At 57.4% G+C, this 14,021-nt stretch carries 14 protein-coding genes and 1 pseudogene; 7 read left to right on the top strand and 8 right to left on the bottom strand.

Annotated features, from left to right (window positions below; all coding sequences use genetic code 11):
• The first annotated feature begins 322 nt into the window (after positions 1 to 322).
• Entirely contained in the window at positions 323 to 1,210 is an 888-nt protein-coding gene (gene yghX / locus AC3IUE_RS13865; RefSeq protein ID WP_489268121.1) for a YghX family hydrolase, read from the top strand.
• Here the strand turns inward: yghX and mug are convergent.
• On the bottom strand, positions 1,207 to 1,728 hold the full coding sequence (mug, locus tag AC3IUE_RS13860) for a G/U mismatch-specific DNA glycosylase (protein ID WP_489268118.1): 522 nt from the start codon (positions 1,726 to 1,728) through the stop codon (positions 1,207 to 1,209). The genes yghX and mug overlap by 4 nt on opposite strands.
• Before the next feature lie 8 nt (positions 1,729 to 1,736).
• Entirely contained in the window at positions 1,737 to 2,363 is a 627-nt protein-coding gene (locus tag AC3IUE_RS13855; RefSeq protein WP_489268116.1) for a TetR/AcrR family transcriptional regulator, read from the bottom strand.
• Positions 2,364 to 2,589: 226 nt separating this feature from the next.
• Between AC3IUE_RS13855 and AC3IUE_RS13850 the strand changes: the two genes are divergently transcribed.
• From AC3IUE_RS13850 to AC3IUE_RS13830, 5 genes are all read left to right on the top strand, one after another.
• Complete coding sequence (locus AC3IUE_RS13850) at positions 2,590 to 3,726, top strand: HlyD family secretion protein (protein ID WP_489268114.1); 1,137 nt, start codon at positions 2,590 to 2,592, stop codon at positions 3,724 to 3,726.
• Positions 3,726 to 5,210 (top strand): DHA2 family efflux MFS transporter permease subunit, encoded by a 1,485-nt coding sequence (locus AC3IUE_RS13845; RefSeq protein WP_489268112.1) that lies wholly within the window; start codon positions 3,726 to 3,728, stop codon positions 5,208 to 5,210. The genes AC3IUE_RS13850 and AC3IUE_RS13845 overlap by 1 nt, the downstream gene beginning before the upstream one ends.
• A gap of 19 nt (positions 5,211 to 5,229) precedes the next feature.
• The gene (locus AC3IUE_RS13840; RefSeq protein ID WP_489268110.1) at positions 5,230 to 6,720 is read left to right on the top strand and encodes an efflux transporter outer membrane subunit; all 1,491 of its coding nucleotides are present in this window, start codon (positions 5,230 to 5,232) and stop codon (positions 6,718 to 6,720) included.
• Between the two features lie 23 nt (positions 6,721 to 6,743).
• Positions 6,744 to 7,694, top strand: coding sequence for an aldo/keto reductase (locus tag AC3IUE_RS13835; protein WP_489268108.1), 951 nt, complete (start codon positions 6,744 to 6,746; stop codon positions 7,692 to 7,694).
• Positions 7,695 to 7,933: 239 nt separating this feature from the next.
• Positions 7,934 to 8,872, top strand: coding sequence for a LysR family transcriptional regulator (locus AC3IUE_RS13830; RefSeq protein WP_461998794.1), 939 nt, complete (start codon positions 7,934 to 7,936; stop codon positions 8,870 to 8,872).
• 63 nt (positions 8,873 to 8,935) lie between these two features.
• On the opposite strand, the gene AC3IUE_RS13825 is transcribed toward AC3IUE_RS13830, so the two are convergent.
• Complete coding sequence (locus AC3IUE_RS13825) at positions 8,936 to 9,208, bottom strand: DUF2790 domain-containing protein (RefSeq protein ID WP_046046833.1); 273 nt, start codon at positions 9,206 to 9,208, stop codon at positions 8,936 to 8,938.
• A 238-nt stretch (positions 9,209 to 9,446) separates the two neighbouring features.
• Here AC3IUE_RS13825 and AC3IUE_RS13820 point away from each other — a divergent pair, with 238 nt between their 5' ends.
• Positions 9,447 to 9,899 (top strand): hypothetical protein, encoded by a 453-nt coding sequence (locus tag AC3IUE_RS13820; RefSeq protein WP_489268104.1) that lies wholly within the window; start codon positions 9,447 to 9,449, stop codon positions 9,897 to 9,899.
• Between the two features lie 9 nt (positions 9,900 to 9,908).
• Here the strand turns inward: AC3IUE_RS13820 and AC3IUE_RS13815 are convergent, their stop codons facing one another.
• From AC3IUE_RS13815 to AC3IUE_RS13795, 5 genes and pseudogenes are all read right to left on the bottom strand, one after another.
• Positions 9,909 to 11,492: an ATP-binding cassette domain-containing protein gene (locus AC3IUE_RS13815; RefSeq protein WP_489268102.1), complete on the bottom strand. Its 1,584-nt coding sequence runs from the start codon at positions 11,490 to 11,492 to the stop codon at positions 9,909 to 9,911.
• Positions 11,489 to 12,184 (bottom strand): 4'-phosphopantetheinyl transferase family protein, encoded by a 696-nt coding sequence (locus AC3IUE_RS13810; protein WP_489268100.1) that lies wholly within the window; start codon positions 12,182 to 12,184, stop codon positions 11,489 to 11,491. The genes AC3IUE_RS13815 and AC3IUE_RS13810 overlap by 4 nt, the downstream gene beginning before the upstream one ends.
• Before the next feature lie 460 nt (positions 12,185 to 12,644).
• A pseudogene (locus AC3IUE_RS13805) lies at positions 12,645 to 12,926 on the bottom strand (MFS transporter); the annotation flags it as partial.
• 46 nt (positions 12,927 to 12,972) lie between these two features.
• Positions 12,973 to 13,338, bottom strand: coding sequence for a hypothetical protein (locus AC3IUE_RS13800; protein ID WP_489268098.1), 366 nt, complete (start codon positions 13,336 to 13,338; stop codon positions 12,973 to 12,975).
• Between the two features lie 212 nt (positions 13,339 to 13,550).
• A complete protein-coding gene (locus tag AC3IUE_RS13795; protein WP_489268096.1) occupies positions 13,551 to 13,868 on the bottom strand; it encodes a carboxymuconolactone decarboxylase family protein in 318 nt (105 codons plus the stop codon).
• Positions 13,869 to 14,021 lie beyond the last annotated feature (153 nt).

Below are 14,021 nucleotides of genomic sequence, written 5' to 3'. Positions count from 1 at the left end.
AATTTTGGGCGTTTGCTTGAGTCACCCTCTCCGCGTTTTAACCCAGTCTGCGAGGCTAATGCCGATCAGTTAAGGAACGACACAATCCGTAGCAGCTGGCGAAGCCTGCGTTCGGCTGCGAAGCAGTCGTAAAATCAGCCACTGCAGTGCGTCAGGCGGACCGCGTTAGCCGGATTCACGACTGCTTCGCAGCCGAACGCAGCCTTCGGCAGCTGCTACAGATTGCTCCGGCCTCTTTTTTTGTGAACGGCTACGCTCGTTAGGTATCGCCCACCCTGTCCAACCGACAGAGCAATCGGCCCGCCCAAGAGGAAGCGCACAGATGACCCGTCTCACTGCGAAAGACTTTGCTCCGCAACTGCTCGAACTGTACGACTACTACGCCCACGGCAAGATCAACCGGCGTGAGTTTCTGGATCGGGCGGCGTTGTTCACCTTGGGCGGTTTGACCGCCAGCGCCCTCCTCGCCGCGCTGAGTCCGAATTATGCGCTCGCCGAGCAGGTTGAATTTACCGACCCGGACATTGTTGCCGAGTACATCACCTATCCCTCCCCCAAGGGCAACGGGCAGGTCCGTGGCTATCTGGTGCGCCCGGCGAAAGCTGCCGGCAAGGTGCCGGCGGTGGTGGTCGTGCATGAAAATCGCGGGCTCAACCCGTACATCGAAGACGTCGCGCGGCGTGTGGCCAAGGCTGGATTCATCGCTCTCGCCCCTGATGGCCTGACGTCGGTGGGTGGCTATCCTGGCAACGATGAAAAAGGCCGGGAGCTGCAGGCGACCGTCGACCCTGAAAAGCTCATGAACGACTTTTTCGCCGCCATCGAGTGGTTGATGAAGCATGACGCAACCACTGGAAAAGTCGGGATCACCGGGTTCTGCTACGGCGGTGGCGTCGTCAATGCGGCGGCCGTGGCTTATCCAGAACTGGCGGCTGCCGTGTCTTTTTATGGCCGACAGCCAGAGACCAAGGATGTCGCCCGAATCAAGGCGCCGGTGATGCTGCACTACGGCGAACTGGATACGCGCATCAACGAAGGCTGGCCTGCCTACGAGAAGGCACTGAAAGCTGCGGGCAAGACGTATGAGGCGTACATCTACCCCGGGGCCAACCATGGTTTCCATAACGACTCCACGCCACGATACGACGAGGCCGCGGCGAAGCTGGCCTGGGACCGGACGCTGGGGTGGTTTCGGCGGTACCTGGCTTAATGGTGAGGTTGCTCGCCTGTTGCCAAATAGAGTTGGCGGTACGCGCCCACCAGTTGATCCAGTGTGAACGCGCGATTTCGACCACTGGGATTGGGCAGGATCCATACCGAGGCATTGCCAAAGGTCTTCGGCTGAAGGCCCCATGCAATGTCTCGTTGGCCGGACAGCGCGCAATACGCCGCTTTACCGAGAAACGCCACAAAGCGTGGCGCATGACGCACGATTTTTTGTTCAAAGTCCGCAGCGGCAGCGATGAATTCATGGGCAGACAACTGATCCGCTCGCGCCGTCGGCCGCTCCACCACGGCCGTTAATCCACACTGATACTGCAAGATCGTCCGATCGTTTTCCGGGCGCACCTCCTCAGGCGTAAACCCCGCGAGATGCAGCGTGCGCCAGAAGCGATTGCCCCGGCCCGCAAAATGGTGGCCTTGGGCAGCGGCAGTCATGCCTGGGTTGATGCCACAAAAAATCACGGCTAGCTGTTCGGCAAGAATATCGTCGAGTTCTTCACTCACCGTAAACCTCACACACCGCAGATCACGTTGACCGCACTGCGGGCAAGCTCGGTCAACTCAGCGCGGGATTTGCCCGCCCGCGCACGTATGGAAATGCTATGCAGCAGGGATGACGCGAGGACAGCAAGGGCCGCCGGGTCGACATCATTTTTCAACTCGCCGGAGTCGATTGCCGTTCGCAGACGCGTTTCGAGATCGGCATCGAGCCTGCTGAGCCGGTCCGACAGCACGTCGCGTATTTCAGAATCCTCGACGGCTTCGGTCGTCGCCGTGCCGATCGCAAAGCACCCACGCGGCTGGCCGTCACCCGAAAAGTAGATCGACAACTGCCCCTCATAAAACCGCATCAATGCCTGGCTCAAGGTCAGTTCGCTGTCCGTCAGCGCCTCCTGCATGGCGGCAGCGGCGAACTCCCAATACTGCTCCAGCGCTTTGATATAGAGCGCGTGCTTGTCGCCGAATGCCGCATAGAGGCTTGGCCGATTCATGCCGGCGGCCGTGGCGATGCTGTCCAGAGAAGCGCCGGAATATCCGGTACTCCAAAAAACATCAAGTGCCTGCAACAGCGCTGTCTGCGGGTCATACGCGCGTGGGCGGCCGCGGCCTTTCGCCTCTGTAATCTTTTTTTGTGCCATGTCGTACAAAATCCTTGAATGAAGATGGGCTCGGGGGATATTCTTACACCATCGCACAAAATTAAGGAACCAGAAATTCCTTGGCTTTGAGGTTTGTTGTAGCGGAGCTCGAACTGGGTATTGCGGCGACGAAACAGAGGCGGCGGAGCGATCCTCCTGACCGCACACGGTATGGCTGTTTTTGTGGGTGTTAGCCCGACTTCCCGGTTAATAGGTGCATTCGATCATGACCAAACAGTTCGACATCCCAGCTACACAGACCTTCGAGCATCCAGGGCCGAACCCGTCTGACTTGCTCATCAAAAAGCCGTTAAAAGAGAAATTACGGCCAGTGCTGATGGTGGGTGTTCCTCTGCTCTTCGCTGCGGTTGGGTACGCACACTATGTAGCGGGCGAGCCCTTTGTTTCGACCGATAACGCTTACGCCCGAGTGGCGAAGGCATCGATCAACGCGCGCATTTCCGGGCAAGTTGTCGAGATCGCCGTCGAGGACAACCAGCCTGTTCATAAGGGTCAGATTCTGTTTCGGATCGACCCGAAACCGCTGCAGATCGCCGTTGACCGTGCACAAGCACAACTGAGCGTTGCGCGGCTGCGCATCGATGGACTCAAGGCCAGTTACCGCCAGCAGCAGGCCGAACTGCAATCGGCCAAAGAGTCGGCCGATTTCGACCAGCGGGAGTTTGCCCGCAAGAAAGCGCTGGTCGCTACCGAGTTCGTCTCGCGTGCCATTTACGAGCGCGCCGACACAGACCTTAAAGTTGCCCGACAACGAATCGCGTCGGTCGAACAACAGATCGCCAGTACGGTCGTTGCCTTGAACGGTAATCCAAACATCGAAGCCGATAGCCACCCGACGGTTCGCGAGGCCAAGGCTCAGCTCGACGAGGCGCAGCTGTATCTCTCGTACGCGACGGTGTATGCGCCGGACGATGGCATCGTGGCCAAGGTCGACGACTTGCAGGTTGGCAACTATGTGAACAACGGTGCGCCAGCCTTTGCGCTGCTGTCCGATCGAGAGATCTGGGTTGAGGCCAACTTCCGCGAAACCGACGTAACCCACATGCGTCCAGGCCAGGAAGCGACCATCAGTATCGATACGTACCCTGATCGCGTTTTCAAAGCCCACGTGACCAGCATGAGCCCCGGTGCCGGATCGGACTTCGCCCTGCTGCCGCCCGAAAATGCGACCGGCAACTGGGTCAAGGTTGTGCAGCGGGTACCGGTCCGTCTCGAACTCGATGAGAGGGACCCTGCCCTGCCCCTTTTCTCGGGCACCAGCGCCACGGTCAAGGTTGATACCAGGTATCGCACGCCTTGGTGGCATCCGCTCAAAGCGCTGTTGACCGCAGGTAACTTCTGATGAACGCCAATCTTGCCGGACCTCAAGGTGCGGGAACGTTAAGGTTCGCCGCGTTACTCGCCACCTATATGCAGTCGGCGAACCTGCCGCTTCCGAATGCGGTACTCAGGTTGATTCAGGGCAGCCTGTCGATGACCGACGACCAGGCTGGCTGGATATTCACCTCGTACCTCGCGGCGAGCGCCATCACTATGCCGATTGCGCAATGGCTCGCCGGGCGCTATGGCTTGAAGCGGGTTTACCAAGCTGCGTTAGCCTTCTTCGTCCTTGGCTTGCTGCTCGCCACGCAGGCAACGACGCCGCTGGAATTCGTTGGCGCGCGCATTATTCAAGGCTTGGCGAGTGGCGTGCTGGCACCGCTGTCGATGGCGATTGCGCTGGAGACATTGCCACTCGAGAAGCGTGCGAAATTTGGCGCGACGTGGACGGCCATCGTGCTGTTCGGCATCGTCAGCGGCCCGAGCATCGGCGGTTGGGTTGGCGAACATTTCGGATGGCGCCCGATCTTCTACATCAGCCTTCCATTGTCGGCATTTATCTTCCTCGTCATGGCGCTGTTGCTTGCCGAGAAAAAAGCCGAGAAACGTCCGTCGTTCGACCTCTTCGGTTTTGGCAGCTTCACGCTGGGTTTGATCAGCCTGCAAATGTTGCTCGACCGTGGTGAACGCCTGGACTGGTTTTCCTCGACCGAGATCTGGCTGGAAGCGATCGGCTGTGCACTGGGGCTCTACCTGTTCGCTGTGCATGTGCTGACCACGAAGGTGCATTTCCTCAACAAGCGTTTGTTCAACGACCGCAACTTCGTGCTCTCGACAGTCATCTTTTTTGCTGTGGGTTTCGTGCTGTTGTCGACCATGGCGCTGACCTCGCCGATGCTGGACGAGATTCTCGGCTACCCGCCTGACACCACGGGTTCCCTGACGATTCCGCGCGGAATCGGGCTGGTCGGTGCGTTCCTGTTGATGGGCCGTGTGCCCGAGCGTTTCGACCGTCGACTGTTCGTGGCGGCCGGTGTCGCCGTGGTGATGTATGCCAACTGTCTGATGCTCGGCTATTCGCCGTTGATGGACTGGTCACCCGTAGCGGTGGCGGGTGCGATCCAAGGGATTGGCATCGGCATGCTGATGCCGTCGCTGACCAAGGTCGCGTTCAGCACGCTCGACCCGACGTTACGCCCAGAAGGCACCGGTCTGTTCAATCTGTCACGCGTGTACGGCAGCACCCTCGGCGTTGCGATTGTGCAGCTGTTCTTCTTCAACAACACGCAAGCGATGCACATGGCGCTGGCCAGTAACCTGACGCCGTATCGCGCCGCTGCGCATTCCGCGCCGACGTCCCTGCAAGCACTGGCGGGGCTCAACGAAATGATCACCGGCCAGGCAGCTTTTATCGCGGTGGTCGACCAGTTCAAGATTTTGATGTTCGCGATGCTGGTGATCAGCCCACTGGTTGTCTTTCTTCGCAAGCCCGTTCCGACCAACTAGTTTTCGTGGAGTTTGCCAAATGAAATCCAATGCGCGCTTCATCAACAGACAGATGTTCAAAACCACGTTCGCTGCGGTGTCGGCTGTTGCATTCCTGACCGCCTGCACCGTCGGCCCTGACTATCAAATGCCGCCACCGAGCCTGTCGCAGCACTACGATCAACAGGCCGAGCAGCGTCTCGGCCAAGGTGGCAACAAACCCGGTGAACAGCGCATTGACCTGGGCAAGAAGGTCAACGGAGACTGGTGGTCTGCGTTTCGTTCGCCGAAGCTCGACAAGCTTGTCCGTCGCGCCATTGACGGCAATCTTGAGCTCGTAGCGGCAGACGCGACGATCCGGCAAGCGGCTTCCTTCGTCGCTGCGGCGGAAGGTGCGCTGTATCCACAAGTCGATTTTGGCGCCCAGGCTGGCCGCCAACGGGTGCACAACGCGAAAGAACCTTCCATCTCCAATTTCTATGCGATTGGGCCACGGGTTGGCTTCGACCTTGACGTTTTCGGTGGTAACAAGCGCCAGGTCGAACAACAGCAAGCGTTTACCGATCTGCAGACGCATCGCTACGAAGCGGCGTATCTGACCCTGACGGGCGATGTCGCGAGTCAGGCGTTGTTGCTGGCCTCTGCGAACGCGCAGATGGCAGCCGTCGAGAAGCTGCTCGCCAATGACGCAAAGAATCTCGAATTGGTGCGCATGGCGCACGCCAATGGCAGCACTACGCAGATCGATGTTTCGCTGGCCGAAACGCGGCTCGCTCAGGACCGCACGCTGTTGCCGCCCCTCGCCCAGCAGCGTGATTCGGCCCGACACGCGCTCTCGATTCTGACGGGCAAAGGCCCGGCAGACTGGATCGCACCTGACTTCACGCTCGCCGAGTTTGCCTTGCCGGCAAACGTGCCCGTCAGCCTGCCTTCCGAAATGGCCCACGACCGGCCGGACGTACGGCAAGCAGAGGCAGAACTGCACATGGCCAGCGCCGCGGTTGGCGTGGCGACAGCCAACCTCTATCCGCATGTCGAGCTGTCCGCGTCTCTTGCACAGGCGGCTTCAGGCAATGGCGGCGCCGCTCTCTGGGGTTTCGCTGCCGGGCTCACGGCGCCCATCTTCAATGGCGGAACGCTGAAAGCTGAACGTCAGGCCGCCGTCGACGGCTACAAGGCAACCCTCGCCGGCTACCAGCAAACCGTCATTAATTCATTCGGTCAGGTCGCCGACACGCTGCAGGCGATCAATCATGACGCCGAGGAAAACCTGGCCCAGGAGGACGCGTTGCGAGCGGCTGAAACGAGCTTTCGGTTGAACCAACAAGCCTACGCGCAAGGCGAAAACAGCATCCTCCAGGTGTTGGAGGCGGAGCGTGCTTATGAGCAAGCGTTGCTGGGTCAAATCAGAGTGAAGACCGCGCAGTACCTCGACACGGTGCGCCTGTACGTGGCACTTGGCGGTAATTCCGTCGGTGTGTTTGAGCAACGAGTGGCCAGTCGCGAAGACCAGAAACCTTCCTATCAATAGAGCCAGATATTGGAGTCAAAGATATGCCATACGAATCCTTTCACGATGCACTTCGCGATACCCGATTCCCTCTGATCCACGGGTCGGGTGAGATGCCGGCCGTTGGCTTTGGCACGCTATTCAGGGATCTCAGCGTCACAACGCAAGCAGTCAAGGCCGCGCTGGAAGCAGGTTTTCGCCATTTCGATTGCGCAGAACGTTATCGAAATGAAGAGAACGTCGGCGTTGCCCTACAGGAAGTGATTGAGGCGGGTAAGGTTCGGCGCGAGGATGTTTTCATCACCACGAAACTGTGGAACACCAACCATCGTCCCGAGCGAGTCGAACCTGCTTTTGAAGCCAGTTGCCGACGGCTTCAGGTTGATTACATCGATTGCTACCTGATCCATACGCCTTTTGCTTTTCAACCCGGTGATGATCAGGACCCGAGAGACGAGCACGGTCGAGTCATCTACGATTCAGGCGTGACGCTGATAGAAACCTGGCGGGCACTTGAGCGCCTGGTGGACGAAGGCCGCTGCAAGTCCATCGGCTTGTCTGATATCACGCTGGAGCGGTTACAAGAGATTGTGGCAGTGGCCCGGATAAAACCCGCCGTGGTGCAGGTTGAATCCCACCCTTATCTGCCTGAATGGGAACTGCTTAAGTATTGTCAGCAGCACGGAATTATCGTTCTTGCGTTTGCGCCACTCGGCCATGGTATGGAGCCGAACGTACTGGAAGACTCGGTGATTACAGGGATCGCCAAGCGCGTGCAGAAGACCCCGGCTCAAGTGGCATTGGCCTGGTCGGTACAGCGGGGAGTCGCTTTTCTGACCACGTCTGCGACGCCGAGCCATATTCAGGAAAACATTGATATCTCTACCCTGCCGCACAGGGCCATGCGTGAAATTCAGGAAGAGATTACAACCCGGGTACGCTTCAATTCAGTAGTGGAAACGGGAGTACCTGGATTTATTCCGCAGAAAAAGTAATACACCACTAAGGGCTAATGCCGATCAGTTAAGCCAAAACTCGATCTGTAGCAGCTGGCGAAGCCTGCGTTCGGCTGCGAAGCAGTCGTGAAATCAGACGATGCGGTGTTTCAGGAAGACCGCAAACTCAGGTTTTACGACTGCTTCGCAGCCGAACGCAGGCTTCGCCAGCTGCTACGGATCGTGTCGTTCCTTACTGATTGGCCGCCCTTTTTATTCATACCCCTGAGGTGGAAACGATGGACGTTTTCCAAACCATGCGTTTTTTTGTGGCGGTCGCTCAGAGCGGAAGCTTTACCGCGGCGGCAGAGGTGTTGGACACCACAACAACCAACGTTTCCAAAGCGGTCTCCAGCCTGGAGGCCAGGCTTCAAACTCGCCTGATTAACCGGACAACCCGACGCCTGGCGCTGACCGAAGCAGGCCTGCGCTATTTGCAACGCTGCGAGAAAATTCTTGAAGAGGTGCGCGAAGCAGATGAGGAAGCCGGCACTGCTCACACTCTGCCCGTCGGCCGGCTGAAAATTCACGCGATGTCAGCCATTGGCAATCATTACGTGATCGATGCCATCGCCCGCTATAGAGAGACTCATCCCTCGGTGATGTTTGATTTGACCCTGACCAACCGACTCCCTGACTTGCTGGAAGAAGGTTATGACATGTCGATTGTCTTAGCGCGGGATTTACCCGATTCAGGGTTTGTCGCTCAGCGGCTCGGCATGACCTACAGCATCCTCTGCGCTTCGCCTGCGTACCTGAAGAAACGCGGACACCCGGAATCCCCGAGTGCGCTTGGCTCACATGATTGTCTGAGAATTGTTAATACCGTCATGCCGGCTGAAAACTGGGCATTTGAGGGGCCCGAAGGCATGGAAACCGTCAACATCCCGCTGTCTCCCCTGCACATCAACACCGCCGATGGCATGACCATCGCGATTACAAACGGAATGGGCATCGGCATTCAGCCTATTGCTTCGGCAGTCGACGGTCTCAGGGCGGGCACGTTAGTGCGGGTATTACCCGACTATCATCTTGAAGCGCTGAATTTGTTTGCAATCTACCCATCACGAAAATTCGTGGATGCAAAGATCAGGACATGGGTGGAATTTCTTAAAAGTTATATTCCAGGTTTGTTGGCATCCGATGAAAAAATCACAGGCTCACCCGGGAAGCGATAACAACAGTTGAAATCGTCAGTGCGGCAGGCATGGAGTGTCGACCCTCCATCTTCCACACACGACTCAACCATTTGAACAGCCAGTTCCCATGACTTGATACTGCAGGATATGCCGTTGACCGTGAGAGTCTTCATACGTCATTTGCGCCGGGACTGGCCCGCACTGGTCAGGAATATCGGTCACCGTAATGACTTTCTGAATATCCAGTTTCGTGTCGTAAGTGTACGTTTCAACGGGCGTCTTGCTGTCCGCGGCAGTTGAGTGGCTTTCGCCTGCAAAGGCCTGTGTACCTAAAACGCCAAGCGCAAGAACCATCGCAAGTTTTGAAATTTTCATCGTATTCACCCTATCGTCAAAAGTTAACCTCGTGAGCGAGTTGACACTGACTCTATTGGCTCACTCGGTAGAAACGATGCTAGGTGTTTACCCCGCCCTCAAACAGCAGCCCACCGGACAAACACTGTTGCCAGATTCCGCATGAATGGAGAATTTCGAACAGGCAACGCCAGGGAGGTGATTAATGAGCTATACCCGCTAATCTCTCATTGCAGTTCTTCAGCACAGGAGGTTGGCAATGAAGCGCAGAAACTCACTTGCAGCGCTAATGGTCACCGCAAGCCTTTTCGGCTGCACCACTTCATCAAACCATGGCGTGAGCGTTACTTTGGTTGCCACGCGGCAGAACACCGGTCAGATCGGCAATGTAACGTTGGCCGACTGGGGCAAAGACACCGGGTTCAGTTTCTTCATCAGTGGTGCTCCAAGCGGAGCGTCTCTGCCCTTGCGCCTCTTCACCTTCATCAATAAAGGCAGTTGCCAGCACCCCGGGCCAGTCGCTTACGCCATGAATGATCATGTCACCACCGAACGCCAGGCCATACGCGGCTGGGCTTTCTCTAGAAGCGCACCTGTCGCACTGCCGGTCCTGCTTTCCGGTGAGTACTCCATCGTCGTTCGAAGTGCACCGGACAGTGGCAACATCGATATTTTTTGCGGAGATATCAGGCAGAAAAGCTCAGGGAAATAGCCTCGGCGCTCACTTGCTCAACCCAAGGTTGCAGCCCAGATGAATGGCCTGTAAAAAAGCGCTGTCGTGAGAGACCACGATCAATGCCCCTTGGTACTGATTGAGCATCTGCTCCAGCGCGATTTTACTCGGCAAGTCCAAATGGTTGTCCGGTTCGTCCAGCAATAGCAATTGCGGTGGCCGCTGTGCATATAACTGCGCAGCCAGTGCAATTTTCAGGCGTTCGCCGCCGCTCAACTGACAAGTCTTGAGCATCGCACGATCCGCATCAATTCCCATTTGGGCCATGCGGGTCCGCGCCTCGGCTTCGGGCAACTCCGGATTACTCTCGTAGAGCCATTGCACCGCGGTGCGTTCGGGGTACTGTAATCCGGCGTGTTGATCCAGCCAGCCGACATGGCAACTGCGGATGAGTTCGCCTTCGCGCACCGGCAGTTGGCCGGCGATCACTCGCAGCAGGGTCGACTTGCCGCTGCCGTTGGCGCCCAGGATCGCCATGCGCATAGGCCCCGTCAGCGTCAGATTGATCGGTGCCGCGTAACCGAACGGGAGAATGACGTCGTTGAGCTGCACAATCAGCTTGCCATTGGGCACTACGCTTTCCGGAGACAACATCATGCGTTGAATGTCCGGAGCGCACCGCGCACGGGCCTCGGCGATACGTTGTTGTTGCTGCTCCCGGGCCACCTGTTGATTGAGGCGCAATTTTCCCTGACTGTTTTCACTGCGCTCTTTCTGGGCGTTGGTGATCAGCTTGGTCTGATTGCCGTCACGGGCGTGACGGTCGCCGCGGGCATTACGCCGTTGCTGACGCTCCATCTGTACGGCCATCTCACGTTGCTCGCGCTTGGCCTGCGCCCTCTCCCCTTGCAATGCCGACTGGAACGACTGCTGTTCTTGCTCGCGTGCCGCCGCATACTGACTGTAGTTGCCGCCATAAACCGCCAGCCCCAAGGGCGAAAGCTCGACAATTTCGTTCACGTGCTCCAGAAGACCCCGGTCGTGGCTGATCAACACCAGGCCGTTGGGCCAGCGATCGATCTGCTGCGATAACTTGTGTTGCTGATCAATATCCAGGTGATTACTTGGCTCATCCAGAATGAGCCAGTCGGCCCTGGATAACCACGCCCCCAGCAGCGCCACCCGTTGTCGCTCGCCACCACTGAGTGCGTCGGTGTGCGCGTCGGCATTCAAATGACCCAGGCCGATCTGCTGCAGCTCCGCCTCAAGGCGTGTGGCGCAATCCCATTGATCGACCGCCAGCGAATGGTCGTCTTCGTCGACACTGCCCTGAGCAATGCGCTCCAGCGCCGCCAGAATATGGTCGACCCCGGCCAGCGCGGCAACGCTGGGAAAGCGCTCCGGTTCCAGTAACTGCGCCACGGCGTAAACCCGCCCTTCGCGACGGACGATGCCGCTAGTGGGCCGTTGCTCCCCCGTCAGGAGCCGGCCAAGCAAGGACTTGCCACAGCCATTGGCGCCGACGATTCCCGTGACCCTGGTACTGAAGGTGTGGTTCAAGTGATCGAACAGCACGCGCCCGTCGAGCAGGTTGAACGACACTTGATCAAGTTGAAGTAACCGCTGAGTCATGACGCTTCCTTAAACAATCGGCCCGATAGGCACTGAACCACTCCCTGATGGTGCGCAACAGCATCCGGCGGATGGGCAATGACCGTGAACACGGCGCCTGCCCACATTTGAAAATAACCTTCGAACAACATGCCGGCCCTGATCGAACTCGAGAGATCTTGTGTCACCCTCAACACCAAACGTCCCGAGGGCCAATGGACCTCTACCAGGCGCGCCGCATCGAAATCAAAATAACGGCCAACCTGCGGATAAACGGCCTTGAACAGACTTTCCTTGGCTGAAAAAGCCAAGGTCAACATGTGCTCAAAAGGCCCCAGCATTCCAAGGTAGTGGGCTTCTTGGCGGTCGACGATGGTGGCGCTGATCCTGTCGGCGACCTCTGGTGCCAGCCAGCTCTCCAGGTCCAGGCCCAGCAGTCCGACCTCGCAAGACTTGGCCAGACAACTGACGGCGATAGTCGATGTGTGGCTGATGGAGCCGACCCAGCCGCTCGGCCATATCGGCTGACGATGAGCCCCTGAATGAACCTGCGCCGGCGGGAGATTGCGCTTGGCCGAGGTGTTGCACTCGGTTTTTGCGGCCGCCGAGGATAAGGCCCGAAGCGCTTTTGCAAAACCTACGACACTGCACTTCCCAAGAGGAATTAAAATAATCTGATGTATCCACCTCAACGTAGAGGGGACAGCGCTCACGTGCTAAACCTAGTATCGATAGAGACAATTCGTCAATATTTTATAAAAAATCAGAAGTAACTTACAAACATTGAAATCCTGATCCTTGATCAACGAAAGAATCTTCCTAATTACTTGCAAGACTCTTCCTACAACCATCCAGCTTTTTTCAACATCTGGCGTGAAAGGGCCTTCGTCTAGTTATATTGGTCTTCTTACCCGCTGCGCCGCCTAATCCGCTTCCTATTCGTCAGGCCAGCATTTTGCCTAGGGCGTCCTTCAGATTCGCAGTCACCCGCGACACCCCTGCCGTTCCGCTAACACTTCCCCTTGCAGGGTGTGTAGAGGACTTTCACCTCCAAGTCACCATCTGGCCCCCACAGCCAAACTGGTTGCGATACGCGCAACGCGCCATGCCTGGTGCACGCAAAAAAAAATGCCCCGTATCCGTAGATTCGAGGCATGGCACCCACAAATCAGGTCAACCGATTGCCCCCTTGGCAATGTCCGAAGTACCAGCCTGCGTACTCATCTCGCCCACTGTTTTATTCCTAGGCATGGAAATCACGAACACTGCGGAGATGACGTAGAAACCGGCGCAGACGATCAATCCCGCTGCCAGGCTATAAAAGCTGGCAATGCCACTGAGCAGCACGGGGGCAAAAGCCGCCAGCCCTCGGCCCATGTTGAAACAGAAGCCCGCCCCCAGCGCTCGCACCCGGATGGGGTACATCTCGCTGAAGTAAGAACCGAACAACGCAGAAACTCGTGCAGGGCGCCAGGCTTGAGTTGATAGGTACGTTGTTCAATCAGCATGTTGTTTTCTCTTGTTTGGAATGTGCCTGAGACTTGGCTTGGGAGTTGACCTGGGAGTCGGCTTCGATCAGCTTGATCACTGCCGAGATGTCTTCTTCACCGATGCCTTCTTCGATAGCCCTTTGAAAGTACGGCTTCGCGGCATTGAACAAAGGCGCAGCGCAACCAAGTTCCTCTGACCGCTCACTGGACATATCGATGTACTTGTCGAGCGTGGCGAAAGGTCCTGGCGCTGGCACAAAATGACGATCAGCCATCATCGGTGCTCTTGCTCTGAACCCTGCTTTCACGCCAAGGTTCAACGCCTCGGCGGCGGCCAAGGTGTGAATAGTCACCAGAAAGTTGGCGATCAATTTCATCGCGACAGCGCAGCCAAACCCACCGATGTGGAACTGGATGTCGGTGATCGCATACCTAGGCGCAGCCGGGTTTGGGAGCAAACAGCCCAGGTTATGAATAAGTAGAAGCGAGGGTTATACAAAGGGCGTGAACGGGCCCGACACCTCAGCCGGGACGCATCCCCTCGCTGAGGTTCAGGGGGAACCGGTGTGTTGTCTTGCAGCCAACACGTTCACGTATCAATCACATCATCCGCCCAACTGATGGCCGCAACGACGGTCGGGAAACCGATGGTGCTGGTCAGTGAGATCAGCGTGTGGCGGATCTGCTCTGGCGTAGCGCCCGCCTCCAGTGCCCGTCGGGTATGACTGTGCACCGCGCCCTCAGAACGGATGGCCGCCGCGGCACCGAGCTGGATCAGCTGGACAACGATCTCTTCCAGTGGGCCGGTATGACGCACCGCCGTACCCAAGGCCTCCACGGCAGCCAAATAATCCGGGTACTGCTGTTCGAGACGTTGGTAGGTGTTGTGCGCTTTCTTCTTTGCCATGTTGGTTTCCTCGCGTTGGAGAGCGATCAGTTCTCGCCTTTGCGCCCGAGTCATCAGGCTGCGATTTGCGAAACTTGCACACTGCAACAGTAGGCTACGCTTACAGCAGCTTATTGCACACGATGCTCGCGTCTGCAGGTTTTGGTTTGTTCT

It is taken from the genome of Pseudomonas sp. GL_093 (genome assembly GCF_057837605.1).
The sequence above is the reverse complement of the archived record's forward strand: the minus strand, read 5'-3'. Positions and strand labels throughout refer to the sequence as shown.